Below are 20624 nucleotides of genomic sequence, written 5' to 3' on the forward strand. Positions count from 1 at the left end.
GTCACACCCGTTCCCATACCGAACACGGAAGTTAAGCTTCTTTGCGCCGATGGTAGTTGGGACTTTGTCCCTGTGAGAGTAGGACGTTGCCAGGCTATTATTATTATTATTCCGCAGTAGCTCAGTGGTAGAGCTATCGGCTGTTAACCGATCGGTCGTAGGTTCGAGTCCTACCTGCGGAGCCATTTTTATTAATTTGAGGATTAGCTATGCTTCCATAGCTCAGTAGGTAGAGCACTTCCATGGTAAGGAAGAGGTCAGCGGTTCGAGCCCGCTTGGGAGCTTACCTATTTTTATAAAAATGGCCCCTTGGTCAAGCGGTTAAGACACCTCCCTTTCACGGAGGTAACACGGGTTCGAGTCCCGTAGGGGTCACCAAATTTTTTCGCGTTAACGAATATATCTTACCATACACGATAGTGAATGCAACATTTCTTATATATTGGAGGATTAGCTCAGCTGGGAGAGCATCTGCCTTACAAGCAGAGGGTCGGCGGTTCGATCCCGTCATCCTCCACCATAATTTTTTCACGCTAGTGGAAATAATCTTTCCTTATGTGCCGGGGTAGCTCAATTGGTAGAGCAACTGACTTGTAATCAGTAGGTTGGGGGTTCAAGTCCTCTCGCCGGCACCATGCAGTTTTAATAAGTGGAGGGGTAGCGAAGTGGCTAAACGCGGCGGACTGTAAATCCGCTCCCTCCGGGTTCGGCGGTTCGAATCCGTCCCCCTCCACCACTTATATTTTAATTAAATGTTGGACAAACTAGATAATGTCCTTAAACATTGGGCTATAGCCAAGCGGTAAGGCATCGCACTTTGACTGCGACATGCGTTGGTTCAAATCCAGCTAGCCCAGCCAAGAGCCATTAGCTCAGTTGGTAGAGCATCTGACTTTTAATCAGAGGGTCGAAGGTTCGAATCCTTCATGGCTCATCATTTAACAAATTGGCCCCAAGAGAATTATTTCTCTGAGGGTCTTTATCTTTAAAAAATAGTGAGTTTCCCGGTTTTCTACTCCAATACTATGGGGCCTTAGCTCAGCTGGGAGAGCGCCTGCTTTGCACGCAGGAGGTCAGCGGTTCGATCCCGCTAGGCTCCACCATCACACTACATAAAATATTTACCTTAGATCATCTGGTGATCTAAGGTTTTTTTGTGTTCAAGCACGATTTAGTCCACATTGAACAGCTGATTCAAAAGCCCGAAAGGCAATAAGTGACCGGAATCTTGTAAGAAAAGAAAAAGTGGTCACTAATGAAGGCTATAAGTGACCGGAATCTTGTAAGAAAAGAAAAAGTGGTCACTAATGAGGGCTATAAGTGACCGAAATCTTGTAAGAAAAGAAAAAGTGGTCACTAATGAAGGTTATAAGTGACCGGAATCTTGTAAGAAAAGAAAAAGTGGTTACTAATGAGGGCTATAAGTGACCGAAATCTTGTAAGAAAAGAAAAAGTGGTCACTAACTAAAAGATCCTATAAAAAACGATAGCAGCCTTCAATAGATTAGCAATAATACTCCGTCCGCTACCGCCCGTATATATATACATAACTTTGTCGAGTTGAGTCATTGGCTTGCAAACGGTTAAAATAGGAATTAACAAGGGATAGGGGGAGACTATGAAAAAGCTATCTATTATTGGAATGCCGATGGATTTAGGACAAATGAGACGTGGAGTTGATATGGGTCCGAGTGCTATACGTTATGCTGGAATAAACGAGAGATTAAAACCACTTTTTGACGAAATCCATGACATGGGAGACATCCCGATTGGCAGACCCGAAGTGGTGATCGATAAAGAATCGAATTTAAGAAATTTAGACCTCGTAGCAGAAAAAAGTACATTGCTGGCAGAAAAAGTAGATGAAGTTATTCAGTCTGGTTCATTTCCTCTGGTTTTAGGAGGAGACCATAGCATTGCCATCGGTACATTAGCAGGTGTTTCAAAACATTATAAGCAGCTTGGAGTTATCTGGTATGATGCCCATGGCGATTTAAATACGGCTGATACATCGCCAACTGGAAATATACATGGTATGCCATTGGCTGTAAGTTTAGGTATTGGCCATCATTCATTAACGGATATTGCCGGGTATGCACCAAAAGTTAAACCAGAGAACGTAATCATCATTGGTGCGAGATCACTTGATGAAGGTGAGAAGATGCTTATTAAAGAACAAGGAATAAAAGTCTATACGATGCATGAGATTGACCGATTAGGGATGGCAAAAGTAATGGAAGAAACCATTTCATATCTAAAGGGAAAGACAGACGGTGTTCACTTATCGCTAGATCTTGACGGTTTAGACCCTAATGATGCTCCTGGAGTGGGAACCCCCGTTATGGGTGGGATTAGTTATCGTGAGAGTCATCTAGCAATGGAAATGCTTGAAGAAGCAAAGATAATAACTTCAGCAGAATTTGTTGAAGTCAACCCGATTTTAGATGAAAAAAATAAAACGGCAAGAGCAGCTGTTGAATTGATGGGCTCATTGTTCGGTGAAAAATTATTATAATCATTCGTCAGCAGCTTTCCACAGAAAGCTGCTATATCTTTTTCCACTATCTTTTTCCTCTAAAAAAAATCTTTTAAGCTTCCTTTTATCCAAATTAGTTAATATTTGTTAATATAAAAAGTGTGTAAGAAGATATTATTTATAGTGAAACCTTTTTGCTATTGATTCGTAAGATTGTATAGCCGCATTGGAGCTGAGAAAAACAAATGGATGCCCTTATAAAAAAGAGAATAAAACAAGTAATTAAAGGCGATCAGGATGCATTTGCTGAAATTGTTGAAATTTATAGCAATAGTATTTATCAGCTTGGTTACCGTATGCTTGGAAATCGTCATGAGGCAGAGGACATTGCACAGGAAGCCTTCATTCGTGCATATGTAAATATCAAATCTTTTAATCAAGATTTAAAGTTTTCAACTTGGTTATTCAGGATTGCAACTAATTTATGTATTGACAGAATTAGAAAGAAAAAGCCAGATTACTACCTAGATGCCGAAGTTTCGGGAACTGAAGGTCTCACCATGTATTCGCAGCTTTCATCCAATTCTCCTTTACCCGAAACGGAATTGGAAAGTCTTGAACTTCAAGATACCGTTCAAAAGGAAATTTTAAAGCTTCCTGAAAAATACAGATCGGTTATTGTTTTAAAATATATTGAAGAATTGTCTTTAAATGAAATAAGTGAAATCCTTGACATGCCATTAGGTACAGTCAAAACCCGTATCCATCGTGGACGAGAGGCTTTACGTCAACAATTACGTTATGTGTGATAAGAGGTGAACACGTTGAAGTGTGAAGAAGAAATCGTTGAATTAATGCATGAATATTTAGATGAAGACATAGACCCTCAAAATGAGATGATTTTAAGAGAACACCTCAAAGGCTGCAAGGACTGTGAGACACTGTTCAATGAATTCAAGAGGACAATCGCTGTTGTAAAAGGATCCTCTAGGATGCAGGCCCCTCCTAATTTTACAGCGAATGTAATGGCCCGCCTGCCTAAAGAAAAGAAAAAGGTCGGTGTCCAAAGATGGATGCGAAATCATCCACTAATCGCTGCGGCTTCACTATTTTTAGTTTTAATGATGGGAAGTATATTTTCAACCTGGAATCAAGAACGAGAATTTTCTGTTTCTAAACAAGAAAACCTGATTGTTCAAAATGATACGGTAATTGTCCCTGAAGGAGAAGTGGTCAAGGGCGATGTGATTGTTCGCAATGGAAAGTTGAAAATCGAAGGTGAAGTCCAAGGAAATGTAACGGTTATAAATGGAGAACAGTATTTAGCATCTGCCGGTCGTGTAACGGGGCAAATAGAAGAGGTTAATGAAGTATTCGATTGGATCTGGTATCACATGAAAAAGACAGCTATCGAGGTTGTTGATATCTTTAACGAAAGTGAAGAATAATAGTAAGAAGTCACTCGGAGTGAGTGATTTCTTTTTTAATGAGGCAGTTTTCTGTGAAAACACAGTACAATCATTAATTTTTGTTATAATAAGCAACAACGTTTAAAAAAAGAGCTTTTCATGATTTCTATTCTGACAAAAATAGGGTGCAAGCTTAATTTGTGGTATAATAAATTGGTTATAAGTTAGACAAATTTACGGAGGAAAAACAATGCCGTTTTTTGAAGATTTTACTATATGGGAGTATCTAGCTAGTATTGTTGATATAATCCTTGTGTCGTATGTCATTTATAAACTTTTAAATCTAATAAAGGGAACAAAGGCCGTACAATTATTAAAAGGAATTGTGGTTATTCTCCTTGTAAGAGTTGTAAGTGGTTTTTTTGGTCTAAATACACTAAGTTGGCTCATGCAACAGGCAATTGATTGGGGATTTCTTGCAGTCATTATTATTTTCCAGCCTGAGCTTAGAAGAGCCCTTGAGCAACTTGGAAGAGGGAAGTTTTTTTCAAGAAGCAGTGGACCTGATGATGAAGATCAAGAGAAAATGGTGGACGCCATCACGAAGGCAACCGATTATATGGCAAAACGGCGTATTGGGGCATTAATTTCCATTGAGAGGGAAACAGGCATGAGTGATTACATAGAAACAGGTATTCCACTCGACGCGAAAATTTCTTCCGAATTACTCATAAATATCTTTATTCCAAATACACCGCTCCATGATGGGGCCGTTATTATTCAAAAAGGTAATGTAGCTGCAGCTGCATGTTATCTTCCTTTATCTGAAAGTCCATTTATCTCAAAAGAACTAGGTACAAGACATCGTGCTGCTTTAGGGATAAGTGAGGTTACGGACAGTATTACGGTGGTCGTTTCAGAAGAAACAGGAAATATCTCTTTAACGAAAAATGGCGAGCTGCACCGAAATTTAACCGTAGAGGGTTTTAAGGAATTAATTTCGCATGATTTAATTGTTACCAACACAAAAGTAAAACCGGCTTCTTCAGCTCGTTGGAACTGGAGGGGGAAGAGTAATGGATAAATTGATGGATAATCCCTGGTTTATTAAAATCCTTGCTTTATTAATGGCTGTTCTACTTTATTCAGCCGTTCCGAATGCTGCCAGTAAAACGAATGATATTAATGTACCAGGGGTAAAAACCTCTGAGATACTAGAAGAAATTCCAGTTAAAGCCTATTATGATACCGAAAACCTAGTTGTTTCAGGACTGCCTGATATGGTTGAAGTAACACTCGAAGGTCCAATGCCCCATGTGCAGTCAGCAAAGGCGTTAAAAAACTTCGAGGTATTTGTTGACCTAACCAATGCTAAAATAGGTAATCAAAAAGTAAAGTTTGAAGTAAGCGGGTTATCAGAAAAATTAAAAGCAACCATCAAACCAGCTTCAGTAACCGTATCGATTCAAGAAAGGATATCGAAAGAGTTTACCGTAGAAGCTGAATTTGACCGTGAATTGATAAAAGAAGGTTATTCAGCCGGACAACCTACGGTTAAACCAAACAAGGTGAAAATCACCGGTGCCAAGGATGTAATCGATCGAATTACATATGTAAAGGCAACACTTGATGGTAAAGCTCTTCTTGATAGTACTGTTTCAAAAAATGCACAGGTACGGGTACTCGATAAAGAATTAAATAAACTAGATGTAGTGGTCGAGCCGGATACAGTGGAAGTGACCATTCCAGTTAAAAGCAACAATAAAACTGTACCTATTAATATTGTTGAAAAAGGTACCCCGCCAGCAGGGGTGACACTTGAATCGATTACTTTAGATGTTAAGGAAGCTGTCATTTCAGGATCTGAGGATGTTTTAAAAGATACTAATAGTGTCCGTGTCGAAGTTGATATCAGTAAAATAAATGAAAATACAACACTCACATTACCAATCATTATCTCAAACGGAGTAACGAAAGTGACACCTGAAACAGTCAAAGCAACGGTTGTTGTTGCTAAAAGTGAAAGCGAGAAAGCTGTATCAGCTATCCCGATAAATGTGAAAGGATTATCCGACCAATATGAGGCGGTTGTTAATGATCCATCCAATCGATTAATAAATTTATTAGTCTTTGGACCAGGTAATGCAATAACTGGGTTAGGACCAAATGACTTCACGATATTCGTTGATTTAACGGGCCTTACAGATGGTGTTCATACCGTCAATATTCAGGTTACTGGGCCAACTAATGTAACATGGAAACCGGATAAATTATCTGCAAAAGTTACCATAATGAAAGCCAACGCATAAATCACAGCAGTATACATGATAAGGAGCGATTTTGATAATGGGAAAATACTTTGGAACCGATGGCGTCCGCGGAGTTGCAAATAGCGAATTAACACCTGAATTAGCCTTTAAACTAGGACGTTTCGGGGGTTTTGTTTTAACAAAGGACAAGGACAGACCAAAAGTGTTAATCGGCCGTGATACACGCGTATCAGGTCATATGCTCGAAGGGGCATTGGTGGCAGGTTTACTTTCAATTGGTGCAGAGGTTATGCGCTTAGGAGTCATTTCAACTCCAGGAGTATCTTATTTAACGAAGGCACTTGGTGCTGAAGCAGGTGTAATGATATCTGCCTCCCACAATCCAGTTGCAGACAACGGAATTAAATTCTTTGGTCCAGATGGTTTTAAGCTATCAGATGAGCAAGAGCTTGAGATCGAAGAGTTAATTGATATGGCAGATGATCAATTACCAAGACCTGTTGGTGCAGATCTAGGCCAAGTGATGGATTATTTTGAAGGCGGACAAAAGTACCTTCAATACCTGAAGAATACAGTTGATGAAGATTTTTCGGGGATCCATATTGCCTTAGACTGTGCTCATGGTGCAACGTCTTCGCTCGCGACACACTTATTTGCTGATTTGGATGCAGATATCTCTATTATGGGTGCTTCTCCAAATGGCATTAACATAAATGCTGGTGTTGGCTCAACCCACCCGGAAAGCTTAGCGGCTATGGTAAAGGAAAAAGGAGCTGATGTGGGACTATCATTTGATGGTGATGGAGACCGCTTAATCGCAATCGATGAAAAGGGGAATATCGTCGATGGCGACCAAATCATGTTTATTTGTGGAAAGTACATGAAAGAACAGGGGCGTCTGAAACATAGTACGATTGTATCAACGGTTATGAGTAATCTTGGCTTTTATAAAGGTCTAGAAGTACTCGGAATCCATAGCGTTCCTACTGCAGTGGGTGATCGCTATGTTGTGGAAGAAATGAAGAAAAGTGGATTTAATCTCGGCGGTGAACAATCCGGACACATCATTTTCTTGGATTACAATACTACAGGAGATGGCTTATTAACGGGTCTGCAATTAGTCAATATAATGAAATCAACCCAGAAAACTTTATCTGAATTAGCTGCAGATATGAAAAAGTTTCCTCAGAAGCTTGTTAACGTTCGGGTAACGGATAAGCACCATGTTACGGATAATGAGAAGGTAAAAGCGGTAATCGAACAGGTAGAAGCAGAAATGAATGGGGACGGGAGAATCCTCGTTCGTCCATCTGGCACAGAGCCACTTGTTCGGGTAATGGCAGAAGCCCCTACAGAAGAATTATGTGAAGCTTATGTTGAACGAATTGTTTCTGTAGTAAAGGAAGAAATGGAATTAAAAGAATAGACTTTTATAAAGATATGCATAAGGGAACGGTATGGAGCCCTTATGCATATTTTATTATGTAAATGGAAAAAAACAGTAACTAGTTGACGAATGTCCATTCATCAGTTACGATTATTTTGCTTTTTCTTTTTAAAGGCAAAAATTTTAGTAAAGGAGGGCCGAGAAGTAAAAAAGTAGTAATAAAAGCGCCTGAACTAACCAAGGTGGGTTAGTTGACGAGGAGGAGGTTTATCGAATGTTCGGCGGATACCTCCCGGTTGGACGCACAACCGATTGTTTCTTCTTTAAAACATCAAGGCAACTTGGTGCACAAAGAGAAGGAAATGCGCATACTAAACATAGCAACAAAAAGAAGAAGGTATATACAGATACCTTCTAAAACAGAGATAAGGGGGCAAGGTGAGCCTCCCAAGCATTCTTGCCCCCTGTATCAGGGAGGAAAAGAAAAATGTGTGGAATAGTTGGATATATTGGAAATAATGATACGAAAGAAATTTTACTAAAAGGCTTAGAAAAGCTCGAATATAGAGGTTATGACTCAGCAGGTATTGCTGTAATGAACGAAAACGGAGTTCAGGTTTTTAAAGAAAAGGGTCGAATTGCTGATTTACGTGAGATTGTCGATGTGGATGTTATGGCTAACATCGGAATTGGCCATACACGCTGGGCTACTCATGGCGTTCCAAGTAGAACAAATTCCCATCCACATCAAAGTGCATCTGGACGGTTTACTCTTGTTCACAATGGTGTGATCGAGAATTATGACCTGTTAAAACGTGAATACTTAACAGATGTTACTTTTGTCAGTGAAACAGACACAGAAGTCATCGTTCTATTGGTTGAAAAGTTTGCTCACGAAGGCTTAGAGGTTTTAGAAGCTTTTCGTAAGACGCTTACTCTTTTACATGGCTCCTATGCGCTTGCATTATTAGATGAACAAAATAGTGACACAATCTTTGTTGCAAAAAACAAAAGTCCATTACTCGTTGGCGTAGGTGCTGATTTCAATGTAGTGGCCAGCGACGCAATGGCAATGCTGCAAGTTACGAATGAATATGTTGAGCTTATGGATAAAGAGATCGTGATTGTGACTAAGAATGGCGTCACCATCCAAAATCTTGCTGGAGAGACAATTACTCGTACTTCCTACATGGCAGAATTGGATGCAAGTGATATCGAAAAAGGCACTTACCCACACTACATGTTAAAAGAGATTGATGAGCAGCCTGCAGTTATGCGTAAAATTATCCAAGCATACCAAAATGAACAGGGTGTATTAACCATAGATCCTGAAATCATTTCTGCGCTGAATAACGCTGACCGTGTATACATTATTGCAGCTGGAACATCCTATCATGCAGGTCTTGTTGGGAAGCAGTTCATTGAAAAAATGGCTAAAATTCCTGTAGAAGTCCATATTTCAAGTGAATTTGGTTATAATATGCCACTTCTCTCTGAAAAACCATTATTCGTCTTCATTTCTCAGAGTGGTGAGACTGCGGATAGTCGTGCGGTTCTTGTTACGATTAAGGAAATGGGTTATCCATCATTAACGATTACAAATGTGCCTGGATCTACCCTTTCTCGTGAAGCAGACTATACGTTATTGCTGCATGCTGGTCCTGAAATTGCTGTTGCCTCTACAAAAGCTTATACGGCACAATTAGCAGTTTTGGCTATATTAGCAGAAGTAACAGCAAAAAGCCGCAATCTTGAACCAGGATTTGATCTTATTCACGAACTTGGACTCGTTGCCAATGCGATGGAAGTACTTTGTGACTCAAAAGAGATTATCGAGTATATTTCTAGGGAGTTTTTATCGGTAACACGTAATGCTTTCTTCATCGGACGTGGAATTGATTACTACGTTGGGTTAGAAGGTGCCTTAAAGCTAAAAGAAATTTCTTATATACAAGCAGAAGGATTTGCTGGTGGAGAATTAAAGCATGGTACCATTGCTTTAATTGAAGAAGGTACCCCAGTGATTGCACTTGCCACCCAAGCAAGTGTAAACTTAAGCATTCGCGGAAACGTAAAGGAAGTAGTGGCCCGCGGTGCAAACCCATGCATCATTTCCATGAATGGACTAAACATGGACGAAGACAGCTTCGTTATTCCGGAAGTACATGATTTATTAACACCACTTATCTCTGTAATACCATTGCAAATCCTTTCCTACTACGCAGCACTACACCGTGATTGCGATGTTGACAAACCGCGTAACCTTGCTAAATCGGTGACAGTGGAGTAGGTAGAATAGTACAAGAAAATTTATTGTGGATGACAACATAGTCAGGACCTAATCGTGCTATTTCAAAAAACTAGTAACTCCTTATCTCAAGTAGAGACCTCGGTAATCAGAGGTCTCTTTTCTTTAATTCAATTCAACTGTTTTATTAACATCTGCCGATTTAGAACTTTGCCCTGTCATGCGTTTATAAAAAAAGGCGATTCTTTTCGTGAAATTACCGGTTTCCCAATATTCAGCAGCTTCTGCTTTAACCTTTATCAAGACAACGTTAGGATCATCATAAGAAGTTTGCATAATCTTCTCATATGCTTTGTTCCACAATTCCTTTTTCTTGCGTAAGTCTTCAACGATTTCCGCTCTTCCACGGACGGAAACATAGGATTTACCTGCATAAGCCACATTCACTTCTTGATCATGTAAAATTTCTTCATATTTATTAGTCTCTTTTTTTGTGAAAAACCATAAGTCACCATCAAACTCTACTTCTTGTGTTTTCATAGGACGAGAAACTAGCCCATCTTCTGTTAACGTAGTCAACATGGCCGTGTCTACGTCTTTGATTAACTCGCGTAATGTTTGCAATTCCTCTTGTTTTATCATGTTAGACATTTTCATCACCTCATTAATTCTTACAGAGGTATACTCCCCTTTACACCAACTTTTATTCAGGTAGGATGAATTAAATAAAATTTTAAACAAAATGAAAGCAGACAACTATAATGAATAGATAAGGTAAAATAGTTTGATTTACTAAATTATATATTTTAGTTTATATATAGACCAATTGGTATAAAAAATTGAGTAGGGTGCCTTTATTGGATATAAGTGATGCCAAAAAGGCACTAGTTTATTTTACGATTTTTGATAATACAAATATTTGTATATACTTAAACTAGTATGAGTTTAAAAAATAAGGGGGAGCTAAATTTGAACAGCATTAAGCTGGAGTTGTCACTAGAACAGCGTGAAGAATTACTAGGAGTATTGGAAGCTCGTTTTGAGAAAAACATGAACCGCCATATTGGCCTTGAATGGGCTAAAGTCCAAGCAAAGCTGGAAGTTAATCCTGATAAACTATGGTCGCTCAATGAAATGGAAAGAACGGGCGGTGAACCAGATGTTGTTGGTCATGGTGAGCAGAATGACGAATACATTTTTTATGATTGTTCAGCGGAAAGTCCTAAAGGCCGCAGAAGTATTTGTTACGACCGTGAAGCACTGGAGTCAAGGAAACAACATAAACCAGAAAATACCGTTATTGATATGGCAACTGCCATGGGCATTGAACTTTTAACGGAAGAACAATATCGAGCTTTACAGGAACTTGGAGATTTCGATAAAAAATCATCGAGCTGGGTGCAAACACCATCTGATATTAGAAAACTTGGTGGTGCAATCTTTTGTGACCGTCGTTATGACACTGTCTTTGTGTATCACAATGGTGCGGACTCTTACTATGGCGCAAGAGGATTCCGTGGATCGCTAAGGGTCTAACATAATAGAAACAAAGAAGGCCGAGTAGCCTTCTTTGTTAATAGGTTTCATAAATAATTTTTCCAATCTGCGAGGTATCATAATCTCCTAATGAGGTAATTTCAGAATTGAACTGTGGGGAAGATAAGATTCCTTTAATCGTGCTAATGAGTTGTTCAGTTTCAGTTGTTTTTAGAATAACCAAATCATACTGTTCGGTGATTAATGGAATAAAATCGATTCCAACTATTTTTGCAGCCTTTTCAATTCCCACACCAACATCAGCTATTCCAGTTGAGACTGCAGAAGCCACACTTAAATGATTGGTCTCTTCATGATCATAGCCCTTAATCTTCCTTGTAGGTATCTCGTTAATTCTTAGTTGTTCATCAAGTAGGATTCGTGCCCCTGAGCCTTTTTCTCGATTAATAATTTTCACATCTTCCCGTTTTAAATCAGCCCAAGATGTGAGGTTTAAAGGGTTCCCTTTTTTAACGTAGAAACCTGCTTTTCTTGCTAGGAGGTTTATTAAAATAAATGGATATCCCACTAAAATTCTTTTTATATATGGCAGATTATACTCGCCTGTATCCCCATCAAATAAATGTAAGCTAACGATGTCACCTTCACCATTGTACATAGAGATTAAGCTATTTAAACTTCCTGTAAAAGATCGTAATGGTTTATAGGAAGTATTTTTCTCGATGTGTTTACCGAGTATGTCTAAAACCAGGTCTTGTCCGCTAATGACAATGTTATTCTTTGTTTCGTTCCTGTGAGGAACGGCAGCTGAGGGCTGGAAGGTGGGTTGTTGATTCGTCTTGTGGTTATTTATATAAACCTCCAAGTCTTTTGCATCTATTCTCATCTGTCTACCTACACGGAATACAGGTAGTTGCCCTTTTTTAACAAGGTCATATAAGGTTAATTTTGATACTTTTAAAAGCTGCGATACCTCTTCAATCGTATAGGAAAGCTCCTTGGACATTTGCATCCCTCCATTCTTAATTGTAACGTATTATCTGTGAAAAAGTATAACTATAAAAAAATGACGAAATGTGATTATTCTTATACCTTTTTATGACATAACTAATTATAATTAGTTATAGTTAGTTATAAATAGTTTGAAAGGGAGAAGGAAAATGAAAAAACTTTTATTTTTAACGATGATGCTATTTTTACTTACAGTGGCTGGATGTTCAGGTGCAGCAAATGAGCAAACGAAAAAGCCTGAAGGGAAGAAACAAGAAGCTCCTGTGGAGAAAGTGGAGTTGACCGTTTCAGCAGCTGCAAGTTTGCAAGATGCATTAAATGAAATTACAGCAAACTTTGAGAAGGAACATTCAAATGTAAAAATAAACTATAACTTTGGAGCTTCAGGAGCTCTGCAACAACAAATTTCTCAAGGTGCACCTGCAGATCTTTTCTTTTCTGCTGCCGAAGACAAATTTGATAAATTGGTGCTAGACGGACTTATCGAAGAGGCAAAGGGAATCGATTTAGTTGGAAATGAACTAGTATTAGTGGTACCGAAAGATTCAACGAAAGAGATTAAAACATTCGAGGATCTTACAAAAGCAGATAAAATTTCCATTGGTACTCCAGAAGCAGTACCGGTAGGAAAATATGCGAAGGATACATTAGAAAAATTAAATGTATGGCAAGCAATTGAAGGAAAAGTGGTTTTTGCCAAGGATGTTCGGCAGGTGCTTACATATGTTGAGACGAACAATGTGGACGCAGGAATTGTCTATAAAACAGATGCATTGATTTCTGAAAAGGTTAAGATTGCAGCGACGGCACCTGAGGATTCTCATGCTCCTATTATTTATCCTTTGGGTGTGATTAAGAATAGTGCCCATGCGAAAGAAGCCCAATTATTCTACGACTTTTTACAAAATGAAAATTCAATGAAGACTTTTAAAAAGTATGGGTTTAAGGGTCTAAAATAAAATGGCAACTGATTTTTGGTCACCCATTAGGCTATCCGTTGAGATAGCCTCTATTTCTGGAATAATGGTAGTGGCGCTTGGGCTTGTTTTAGGGAAGATGATGGCTAATAAAAAATTCAAAGGGATCGCCGTAGTTGAAACGATTTTCCTTTTACCGTTAGTCTTACCACCTTCCGTTGTTGGATTTTTGTTAATTGTTATTTTTGGAAGGAATAGTCCCATAGGACAGTTGATAGAAGAGTTGTTTAGGCAACCTATTATGTTTACCTGGTGGGCTGCCGTTATTGCCTCTTCTGTTGTCGCGTTCCCTCTTATGTATCAATCTGCTAAAACAGGATTTGAAGCGATTGATGAGGATATTGAGAATGCAGCACGTGTTGATGGGGCAAATGCGTACAAGTTGTTTATGTTTGTTACCATTCCACTCGCATATAGAGCTATCATATCGGGTGCAATATTGAGTTTTGCACGAGCATTAGGGGAGTTTGGAGCGACTTTAATGTTTGCTGGAAACATCCCAGGGAAAACCCAAACCATCCCTACAGCAATCTATGTTGCCATTGATTCAGGTAATATGGAATTGGCCTGGTTATGGGTGGCGAGCATAATGGTGATTTCATTTTTGATGTTAATATGCATGCGCCTAGTGAAAGCTTGATTTTATAATATGGTTTTATCCCTAGGAACTTGGTTAAAATCCAAAAACTATGACCAAGGCCTGGCGTCCGCCAGGCTTTTAAGCTGTTTCGGAACCAATAAAATTGTTTAATTTTATACTGCATTTTAAAGGAGATAAAACTCCTTTTTTTATTTGGGATTAAATAATAATTACAACATTAAATTTTTTTAATCATTCAATCCTTAAATTTTCATTCTTTATTGTTACTCTTTATTATATGTTTCCAGAATACCAATTCATTGATAAATGAAAGTAGGTGTTAACTAAATGAAATTAAAAGGGCATTTATTAAGTGCTTTTCTCATAGGCCGTGTATCACTAATTGGTTTTAGTTTAGTTAACTATGTTAAAAAGAAAGCAAAAAAGAATAGCGACTGATAGGAGTGCTTGTACGTGGATTCAGTGAATGTGATTGAACTATTAAAATATTTAATATTAGGACTAGTACAGGGGATAACAGAACCAATTCCTGTCTCGTCCAGTGGACATTTAGTTTTATTCGAACATTTTTTCGGCTTGGAAATTTCCGGATTAAGTTTTGAGGTGTTGGTCAACTTCGCTTCATTACTTGCTGTATTGTTCATCTACCGCTCTGACTTGATGCAGTTGGCAAAGAATAGTGTATCCTATTTAGTCGTTTCAGATAAAACCGAGAGTATGAAGAAAGACTTTTATTTTGTCCTTTATCTGATTATTGGTACCATACCTGCAGGAATTATTGGTGTCCTCTTTCAGGATCAGATAGCATCCACATTTAAAGGCATAAGGGTTATTGGCTACACTTTAATATTAACGGGTATTGCACTTTGGCTAATCCGAAACTTAAAGGGTAGTAAAGGTGATGGCGAATTAACCCTCAAGGATTCGATTATTATTGGGTTATCACAGGCAGTGGCATTAATACCGGGGGTCAGTCGCTCAGGGGCAACCATTGTATCTTCTATGGCCCTAGGAATAAAACGCGAGACAGCACTTAAGTTTTCCTTTTTCCTCTATATTCCTGTTAGTGTAGGCGGGATGATTTTATCACTTTCCGATTTAATTCACGATCCAGGAATAGGACAACTCTTTCTCCCATATACAATAGCCTTTATGGCTTCCTTAGTCGCTTCCTATTTTTCATTAAAGTGGTTCATTAATATTATGAAAAAAGGAAAACTCGGTTACTTTTCAATCTACTGTTTTGTAGTTGGAATTGCAGTGATTATTTTAGGGTAAATAAATTCTTATTATCCACTCCACTTAATAGTGGGGTTTTTTATTTTGTTGATTATGAAAAAAATTTCATTGAAATTTTAAGTTGTATTTTTTTAACTTTCGGGAGTAGTTCATAGTTATTCTTTATATTAAATATGTACTTAAAAAGTAGGCGGTAGGGGGATTTGAAATGATTAAAGCAACAAATTTAACTAAACAATACGACAATGGTTTTGTGGCTGTTGACTCTTTGAATCTTCAAGTGAATAAAGGGGATATATATGGCTTTTTAGGTCCAAATGGTGCGGGGAAAACGACTACGATTCGAATGTTAAATGGATTAATAGAACCTAGTAATGGGTCAGTAACCATTGAAGGAAAGGAAGTAAAGCGTGAAAACGCATCGGTGAGCAAATTAATTGGGGTATTGCCAGAATCTCATGGTTACTATAATTGGATGACGGGAAGAGAATATTTAAAATTATTTGCCGAACTCTATGGTGTTAATAAAAGAAGGGTCAAGTCGAGAGTTGAAGAGGTTCTTGAGTGGGTAGGAATGGCCGGGAAGGCAGATGTTCTCATTGGAAAATATTCACGAGGTATGAGGCAACGGATTGGTATTGCGAAAACAATTGTGCATGAGCCCTCTATTATTTTTCTTGATGAACCTACGTTAGGCTTGGACCCACAAGGGCAAAAAGATATACAGTCGATTATTACAAGATTAAATCAAGAACAGAATGTTACTGTTTTTATCACATCACATTTATTAAAAGAAATCTCAGAAATTTGTAACCGTGTAGCTATTGTAAAACAAGGAAAACTGCTTGAAGAAGGGTATTTAGACGAGTTAATAAAAGGTTATCGTTTAGTCTTAAGGAATGAGAATCCTACATTAGAGGATATATTCTTTCGTTTAACAACGGATGAAGTTGGGGGGAGCATCTAATGTCAAGTTTAATAAAAAAGGAAATAAGGGAACATGTCTTTTCCCGAAAAGGCATTTGGATTTTCTTTGCTATTTCCATTCTATTCAGTGGTTTGACCTATAGTTTTATCTCGGTGAAGGAACTAAGTTTGCTTGCTCAAGTCGAAGTAAATATGACATTTATGAAGGCGTTAATTGGTATCAGTATTCTATTATCCATCATTTTAGGATCAACAATGGTTTCTGGTGAAAGGGAGCAAGGAACATTAGAAAGTCTATTATTAACACCCTTATCAAAGGTGAAAATAATCCTTTCTAAGGTAGTGGGAATTTTGGTTTTTTGGCTAATAATCTCAGTTATATCCATTCCCTACTTCTATGCTTTGACATATGGAACGAATATGCTATTTACGATTTTAGCCTATTTATATCTAATTGGATTGCCGTTAGTAATTAGTTTTTCATTGCTGTCATTAGCATTTTCTTCTTGGATATCGTCAAGTAAAAATGCAACACTTTTGTCGATTGTCTTGTTTTTGGTGACTGCCATACCTATGTTTCTATCGACAACAATGAAAAAATCAGGATTTGCCCATTTAGTTGATTCATTAAGTCCTGTTTCTGCTAGTATGCTGACTTTAAAAGATTGGTTAGTAAATAAATTAAGTTTCTTCTCTATCGTTATGGATAGTTTACCTGTTTTGTGTTTCTTGGGTATATCAATCATTTGCTTATTCTATGCAAGTAAAAAAATGGACTTTTTAGGAGGGGAGTAATTTGTTGAAAAAGGCAGGAATCATTCTGGTGATACTTCTGGGATTTGTAGTAACTGGGCAAAATGTTTTTGCTATGGAACAACCAAATGTTGAGGTTAAAGTAATCTCTCCTAATCAGGTTAAAGATTATCCAGGGAAAGAGACAACAGTTAAAGCACAAGTTACAAATCATACAAATCAATCTATAAAAGATTTAGTCGTCTATATTACAATGGCGGATATGGGCAAAAAATGGACGGTTAATTTAGAAGACTATAGTGCAGATAAACCGGAACAAGTTAAGGAATTAAAGCCGGGTGAAACAAAGGAAATTTCACTCCCCATTCGTTTTGTATATACCAGCAATTATTATCTATACGTAACGGCTGCTAGTGCTCATAGTTTAGATATATATTCTAGTAATGGAATCCCTATCGAAATTATGGGTAATACAAAGATTAATCCGACGATTATACAAGTTGTATCAATAGGAACCCCGCTTATAATTCTGATTTTTGTGGGATTGAATTTCACAAAAAATAGAAGGAAGCGAGTTGCTTAAAGATTATTAAAATGAAAATTTTTTCACGTAAAGATTAATTTAATTTTCAATTCAATTCAGATTTACTTCATGGTAGAGGCTTAAGATGAGGATGTACCACAGTTAATAATATGAGGAGGAAGACAAATGAAGAAAAAGTTTATAATACCCGCATTGGCAGCAGCAATTTTAGGAGGCGGAGTGGCAGGCTCTCTTTTAAACACTTCCGCATTTGCAGCAAATAATGATAGTAATAGTAATAAGGTAGAGGTAACAGATAAGCAGGAGCAGAACCAATTGGCAAAAGAAGCATCGATCACTAAGGAAGAAGCCATTTCAGCTGCATTAAAAGAGGTTGCAGGAAAAGCAGAGAAGACAGAACTTGAAGATGAAGATGGAACCGTTGTTTATGGCGTAGAAGTTACTGACGATCAAGGGAAAAAACATGATGTAAAAGTAGACGCCAAAACTGGTAAGGTCTTAAAAGTTGATGTGGACGATGAAAATGATTCCGAAAGTGACAGTGAACAAGAGTAATAAAGTAAATTCAAAAGGGTCCTACTTGCTTGTGCGAGTAGGACTTATTCATTTCAGATGAGCGCACTAATTTCAATTAAATGCATTTGGTATTATAACTTTTCTTTTTGGTTTAAGATAATAGGGACATTTTAATCATATATAGAAAAAATTAAATAGATGCAGTCATATTTGGAGGTTGAAAAGTTGGATATTTTAGTAATTGAAGACGAAGAGGCTTTATCAGAATTTATTGTACTTGAGTTAACGCATGAAGGATACAATGTAAGTGCTGCTTTTGACGGGAGAGAAGGGCTTGAACTTGCATTAGAAAGAAAGTGGGATGTTATCCTTTTAGATTTAATGCTGCCAAAGTTAAACGGTATCGAAGTTTGCCGAAGATTAAAAGCAGTTAAGGATATTCCGATTATTATGATTACAGCAAGAGACAGCGTAATGGACCGAGTAGCAGGGCTGGATAGTGGTGCTGATGATTATATACCAAAACCTTTTGCGATTGAAGAGTTACTGGCAAGAATTAGAGTCATTATGAGAAGAGAAGAAAAGCGTAACGACTTACCGACTTTGCTTTTATCATTTAAAGATTTAGAGTTGAATATTGAATCAAGGTTATTAAAAAAAGGCGAACAATTGATAGAATTAACGAAAAAGGAATATGACTTATTGTTTATGTTTATGAAAAATATTAATCGTGTCTTAACAAGGGAGGTTCTCCTAGAAAATATTTGGGGTTATGATGCAGAAATTGAAACAAATGTCGTCGATGTTTATGTAAGACATCTTCGAAATAAACTAGATTCTGTAGATAAAGAAAGTTTTATTCAAACAATGAGAGGGATGGGGTATGTGATGAGAGAATGAGAAACTTAAAAGATTTAATTCCAAGAAGCATCAATATTAAATGGAAATTAACTTTATGGGCTGCCCTTTTAATGCTATTTTTATTTATCTCTTATAATATTTTACAGTATTTTGTCATTCAGAACTGGGTAGTTAATCGAGAAAAGCAAACCATCCAAAAAAAGATGGATGAAGTAACCGCGTACATTCAAGATTCAAATTTTAAAGGGAATATTTCGGAGAGTGAACACTATTTAGACGTTCTGAATGAAAAGTATCAACTGATAAGGATTGTGAGGGAAAACAATTCTCCGTTATTTACGATATCAGACGAGGTACCACAAGGGTGGGTATCTCCGAAAAATGTGACAAAAGCAGAACTAGTGGAATTTTCTCCAAAAGGTGATCGTTTGTTGATATTTAGGAAGCCATTCGAAGTAAATGGCTTTAAAGGAACAGTAGAAATCGTTCGTAATTTAGAGAACTTTGATAGTTTGATTAATCAAATATTTATGTTGGTTATTGTAACAGGGCTGGTTGCAATTCTCCTTAGTTTATTTGGGGGCAGACTTATTTCCTTTCAACTGTTAAAGCCAATTAATTCAATGATAAGAACAATGAAAAGAATAAAAGAAAATGGTTTGAAAGAAAGGGTTCCAATAAACAAGCAACGTGATGAAATGACAGAATTAGGGATTATGTTTAATGAATTAATGGATAACTTAGAAAAGTCATTTCAGCAGCAACAACAATTTGTAGAAGATGCTTCCCATGAATTAAAAACACCGTTATCCATCATTCATGGGCATTTATCGCTTATCAATCGCTGGGGGAAGGATGACCCAAAAGTATTGGAACGCTCCATTCATTTAAGTTTACATGAAACCGATAGACTTATTCACCTTGTTTCGGAATTATTAACTCTCTCAAGAGTAGAAGAATCCACTACAAATATGAACTCATTGGAAGAAGTCAAAATGAAGGAGATTTTGGTGAATATTGTTGAAAACTTCCAAACTATAAATAATGATTTTGAAATATCCTCCACTATTGATATTGATACGGATTTTACGATAAAAATTCTAAAAAGTCACCTTGAACAAATAATGATAATATTATTAGACAACGCCATTAAATATTCAACAAATGAAAAAGTTGTACAGATGAATGTAAGACATACAGATAAGCAATTGACGATTGAGGTAAAAGATTATGGAGTGGGTATCCCGAAAGAAGAATTACCTTTTGTACTCAATCGCTTTTATCGTGTGGATAAGGCAAGAAGTAGAAAACATGGTGGGAATGGGCTAGGACTATCGATTGCAAAAAGGTTATTGGATATTTATCGAGGAACCTTAGAAATCGATAGTATGTATGGGAAATGGACGAAGGTTCAAATTACTTTTCCACTAGATTAGTGAGGAATGGTTTTTCGATATTTGTCGATTTTCACCGTAGGTTTCCTGATGCGATTTAGCAGATTCAAACGAGTCAAAAGCGTGAAATAAGCCTGGAAAAGCGGGAATGATATTTTAATTCGAAGACATTAGACTCAATTCAATTTTAGAATTGAGTTTTTTTGTATTCTGGATGAATATGAAACGATTTTTAACTATTTCAGTTAGTTATTTTATTCCATGAATCCAAAGAATCGTACCGTTCTTATGCCCATCTCGATTCTTTTTTATTAATCAATCGTTTAATTAGTTTAGGTCGAATACTAATCAAACGATTGATTAACAACGGAGAAAGCCCGATAAATCAACGATCTGTCTCAGAATAAAAATGGATACGTTTGTTAATAGCCATTGGTATTGCTGTGATTGTCATTTTTTATAAATAAAGTGAGACCAAAAGGGTTGATGTTTCGTAGATAAATAGTGAAACATT

General features: G+C 37.3%; 20 protein-coding genes, 9 tRNA genes and 1 rRNA gene. 28 read left to right on the forward strand and 2 right to left on the reverse strand.

All coding sequences use genetic code 11. The features are described 5' to 3' along the window. The 18 genes from rrf to glmS all read left to right on the forward strand — a co-directional run. A 5S ribosomal RNA gene (gene rrf, locus BLR86_RS23665) occupies window positions 1-95 on the forward strand; the annotation flags it as partial. 15 nt (window positions 96-110) lie between these two features. Then, window positions 111-185, forward strand: a tRNA-Asn gene (locus tag BLR86_RS23670). 26 nt (window positions 186-211) lie between these two features. Continuing rightward, a tRNA-Thr gene (locus tag BLR86_RS23675) sits at window positions 212-284 on the forward strand. A 19-nt stretch (window positions 285-303) separates the two neighbouring features. Next, a tRNA-Glu gene (locus tag BLR86_RS23680) sits at window positions 304-378 on the forward strand. 66 nt (window positions 379-444) lie between these two features. Next, window positions 445-520 (forward strand) — tRNA-Val (locus tag BLR86_RS23685). Window positions 521-559: 39 nt separating this feature from the next. After that, window positions 560-635 (forward strand) — tRNA-Thr (locus BLR86_RS23690). Window positions 636-651: 16 nt separating this feature from the next. Then, a tRNA-Tyr gene (locus BLR86_RS23695) sits at window positions 652-736 on the forward strand. 49 nt (window positions 737-785) lie between these two features. After that, window positions 786-860, forward strand: a tRNA-Gln gene (locus BLR86_RS23700). A 1-nt stretch (window position 861) separates the two neighbouring features. Next, window positions 862-934, forward strand: a tRNA-Lys gene (locus BLR86_RS23705). 93 nt (window positions 935-1027) lie between these two features. Next, window positions 1028-1103: transfer RNA gene (locus tag BLR86_RS23710), tRNA-Ala, on the forward strand. Between the two features lie 515 nt (window positions 1104-1618). Beyond that, window positions 1619-2515: an arginase gene (gene rocF, locus BLR86_RS23715; RefSeq protein WP_090767724.1), complete on the forward strand. Its 897-nt coding sequence runs from the start codon at window positions 1619-1621 to the stop codon at window positions 2513-2515. 206 nt (window positions 2516-2721) lie between these two features. Continuing rightward, window positions 2722-3285, forward strand: a complete 564-nt coding sequence (sigW, locus tag BLR86_RS23720) for an RNA polymerase sigma factor SigW (RefSeq protein ID WP_090767727.1) — start codon at window positions 2722-2724, stop codon at window positions 3283-3285. A 15-nt stretch (window positions 3286-3300) separates the two neighbouring features. Continuing rightward, window positions 3301-3924 carry an anti-sigma factor family protein gene (locus BLR86_RS23725; protein WP_090767730.1) on the forward strand — a complete coding sequence of 208 codons (624 nt, stop codon included), beginning with the start codon at window positions 3301-3303 and terminating at the stop codon, window positions 3922-3924. Between the two features lie 211 nt (window positions 3925-4135). After that, on the forward strand, window positions 4136-4969 hold the full coding sequence (cdaA, locus tag BLR86_RS23730; RefSeq protein ID WP_090767732.1) for a diadenylate cyclase CdaA: 834 nt from the start codon (window positions 4136-4138) through the stop codon (window positions 4967-4969). After that, a complete protein-coding gene (locus BLR86_RS23735) occupies window positions 4962-6194 on the forward strand; it encodes a CdaR family protein (protein WP_090767735.1) in 1233 nt (410 codons plus the stop codon). The genes cdaA and BLR86_RS23735 overlap by 8 nt, the downstream gene beginning before the upstream one ends. 37 nt (window positions 6195-6231) lie before the next feature. After that, window positions 6232-7581, forward strand: coding sequence for a phosphoglucosamine mutase (glmM, locus tag BLR86_RS23740; protein ID WP_090767738.1), 1350 nt, complete (start codon window positions 6232-6234; stop codon window positions 7579-7581). 235 nt (window positions 7582-7816) lie between these two features. Next, on the forward strand, window positions 7817-7960 hold the full coding sequence (locus tag BLR86_RS26315) for a hypothetical protein (protein WP_175493035.1): 144 nt from the start codon (window positions 7817-7819) through the stop codon (window positions 7958-7960). Between the two features lie 69 nt (window positions 7961-8029). Continuing rightward, window positions 8030-9832 carry a glutamine--fructose-6-phosphate transaminase (isomerizing) gene (gene glmS / locus BLR86_RS23745; RefSeq protein WP_090767740.1) on the forward strand — a complete coding sequence of 601 codons (1803 nt, stop codon included), beginning with the start codon at window positions 8030-8032 and terminating at the stop codon, window positions 9830-9832. A gap of 123 nt (window positions 9833-9955) precedes the next feature. On the opposite strand, the gene BLR86_RS23750 is transcribed toward glmS, so the two are convergent. Next, window positions 9956-10441: a pyridoxamine 5'-phosphate oxidase family protein gene (locus BLR86_RS23750; RefSeq protein ID WP_090767743.1), complete on the reverse strand. Its 486-nt coding sequence runs from the start codon at window positions 10439-10441 to the stop codon at window positions 9956-9958. Window positions 10442-10729: 288 nt separating this feature from the next. Here BLR86_RS23750 and BLR86_RS23755 point away from each other — a divergent pair, with 288 nt between their 5' ends. Then, window positions 10730-11326: a DUF4256 domain-containing protein gene (locus BLR86_RS23755; protein WP_090767746.1), complete on the forward strand. Its 597-nt coding sequence runs from the start codon at window positions 10730-10732 to the stop codon at window positions 11324-11326. A 37-nt stretch (window positions 11327-11363) separates the two neighbouring features. Here BLR86_RS23755 and BLR86_RS23760 read toward each other — a convergent pair whose 3' ends face one another. Next, the gene (locus tag BLR86_RS23760) at window positions 11364-12293 is read right to left on the reverse strand and encodes a helix-turn-helix transcriptional regulator (RefSeq protein ID WP_090767750.1); all 930 of its coding nucleotides are present in this window, start codon (window positions 12291-12293) and stop codon (window positions 11364-11366) included. Window positions 12294-12447: 154 nt separating this feature from the next. Here BLR86_RS23760 and modA point away from each other — a divergent pair, with 154 nt between their 5' ends. The 9 genes from modA to BLR86_RS23805 all read left to right on the forward strand — a co-directional run bounded on the left by modA (window position 12448) and on the right by BLR86_RS23805 (window position 20152). Next, window positions 12448-13257, forward strand: a complete 810-nt coding sequence (gene modA, locus BLR86_RS23765; protein WP_090767753.1) for a molybdate ABC transporter substrate-binding protein — start codon at window positions 12448-12450, stop codon at window positions 13255-13257. A gap of 1 nt (window position 13258) precedes the next feature. Beyond that, window positions 13259-13915 carry a molybdate ABC transporter permease subunit gene (gene modB, locus BLR86_RS23770; protein WP_090767757.1) on the forward strand — a complete coding sequence of 219 codons (657 nt, stop codon included), beginning with the start codon at window positions 13259-13261 and terminating at the stop codon, window positions 13913-13915. Window positions 13916-14338: 423 nt separating this feature from the next. After that, on the forward strand, window positions 14339-15154 hold the full coding sequence (locus BLR86_RS23775; RefSeq protein WP_090767861.1) for an undecaprenyl-diphosphate phosphatase: 816 nt from the start codon (window positions 14339-14341) through the stop codon (window positions 15152-15154). 169 nt (window positions 15155-15323) lie between these two features. Next, window positions 15324-16082, forward strand: a complete 759-nt coding sequence (locus tag BLR86_RS23780) for an ABC transporter ATP-binding protein (RefSeq protein WP_090767760.1) — start codon at window positions 15324-15326, stop codon at window positions 16080-16082. Then, window positions 16082-16837 (forward strand): ABC transporter permease, encoded by a 756-nt coding sequence (locus BLR86_RS23785; RefSeq protein ID WP_090767763.1) that lies wholly within the window; start codon window positions 16082-16084, stop codon window positions 16835-16837. Before BLR86_RS23780 ends, BLR86_RS23785 begins: the two co-directional genes overlap by 1 nt. Before the next feature lies 1 nt (window position 16838). Further along, a complete protein-coding gene (locus BLR86_RS23790; RefSeq protein ID WP_090767765.1) occupies window positions 16839-17378 on the forward strand; it encodes a hypothetical protein in 540 nt (179 codons plus the stop codon). Between the two features lie 126 nt (window positions 17379-17504). After that, window positions 17505-17894 (forward strand): PepSY domain-containing protein, encoded by a 390-nt coding sequence (locus BLR86_RS23795; protein WP_090767768.1) that lies wholly within the window; start codon window positions 17505-17507, stop codon window positions 17892-17894. A 159-nt stretch (window positions 17895-18053) separates the two neighbouring features. Further along, window positions 18054-18755 carry a response regulator transcription factor gene (locus BLR86_RS23800; RefSeq protein ID WP_090767771.1) on the forward strand — a complete coding sequence of 234 codons (702 nt, stop codon included), beginning with the start codon at window positions 18054-18056 and terminating at the stop codon, window positions 18753-18755. Beyond that, the gene (locus BLR86_RS23805) at window positions 18752-20152 is read left to right on the forward strand and encodes a HAMP domain-containing sensor histidine kinase (RefSeq protein ID WP_090767774.1); all 1401 of its coding nucleotides are present in this window, start codon (window positions 18752-18754) and stop codon (window positions 20150-20152) included. Before BLR86_RS23800 ends, BLR86_RS23805 begins: the two co-directional genes overlap by 4 nt. The last annotated feature ends 472 nt before the right edge of the window (window positions 20153-20624 follow it).

The sequence above is a fragment of the Bacillus sp. OK048 genome, from assembly GCF_900103525.1.
Lineage (GTDB): Bacteria > Bacillota > Bacilli > Bacillales > Cytobacillaceae > Neobacillus.

What these genes read in the sequence shown, in the direction of transcription:
- rocF (WP_090767724.1), top strand. Translation starts at nt 1,619, where the DNA reads ATGAAAAAGCTATCTATTATTGGAATGCCGATGGATTTAGGACAAATG.
- sigW (WP_090767727.1), top strand. Translation starts at nt 2,722, where the DNA reads ATGGATGCCCTTATAAAAAAGAGAATAAAACAAGTAATTAAAGGCGAT.
- cdaA (WP_090767732.1), top strand. Translation starts at nt 4,136, where the DNA reads ATGCCGTTTTTTGAAGATTTTACTATATGGGAGTATCTAGCTAGTATT.
- BLR86_RS23735 (WP_090767735.1), top strand. Translation starts at nt 4,962, where the DNA reads ATGGATAAATTGATGGATAATCCCTGGTTTATTAAAATCCTTGCTTTA.
- glmM (WP_090767738.1), top strand. Translation starts at nt 6,232, where the DNA reads ATGGGAAAATACTTTGGAACCGATGGCGTCCGCGGAGTTGCAAATAGC.
- BLR86_RS26315 (WP_175493035.1), top strand. Translation starts at nt 7,817, where the DNA reads ATGTTCGGCGGATACCTCCCGGTTGGACGCACAACCGATTGTTTCTTC.
- glmS (WP_090767740.1), top strand. Translation starts at nt 8,030, where the DNA reads ATGTGTGGAATAGTTGGATATATTGGAAATAATGATACGAAAGAAATT.
- BLR86_RS23750 (WP_090767743.1), bottom strand. Translation starts at nt 10,441, where the DNA reads ATGTCTAACATGATAAAACAAGAGGAATTGCAAACATTACGCGAGTTA.
- BLR86_RS23755 (WP_090767746.1), top strand. Translation starts at nt 10,730, where the DNA reads ATGAGTTTAAAAAATAAGGGGGAGCTAAATTTGAACAGCATTAAGCTG.
- BLR86_RS23760 (WP_090767750.1), bottom strand. Translation starts at nt 12,293, where the DNA reads ATGTCCAAGGAGCTTTCCTATACGATTGAAGAGGTATCGCAGCTTTTA.
- modA (WP_090767753.1), top strand. Translation starts at nt 12,448, where the DNA reads ATGAAAAAACTTTTATTTTTAACGATGATGCTATTTTTACTTACAGTG.
- modB (WP_090767757.1), top strand. Translation starts at nt 13,259, where the DNA reads ATGGCAACTGATTTTTGGTCACCCATTAGGCTATCCGTTGAGATAGCC.
- BLR86_RS23780 (WP_090767760.1), top strand. Translation starts at nt 15,324, where the DNA reads ATGATTAAAGCAACAAATTTAACTAAACAATACGACAATGGTTTTGTG.
- BLR86_RS23785 (WP_090767763.1), top strand. Translation starts at nt 16,082, where the DNA reads ATGTCAAGTTTAATAAAAAAGGAAATAAGGGAACATGTCTTTTCCCGA.
- BLR86_RS23795 (WP_090767768.1), top strand. Translation starts at nt 17,505, where the DNA reads ATGAAGAAAAAGTTTATAATACCCGCATTGGCAGCAGCAATTTTAGGA.
- BLR86_RS23800 (WP_090767771.1), top strand. Translation starts at nt 18,054, where the DNA reads ATGCAGTCATATTTGGAGGTTGAAAAGTTGGATATTTTAGTAATTGAA.
- BLR86_RS23805 (WP_090767774.1), top strand. Translation starts at nt 18,752, where the DNA reads ATGAGAAACTTAAAAGATTTAATTCCAAGAAGCATCAATATTAAATGG.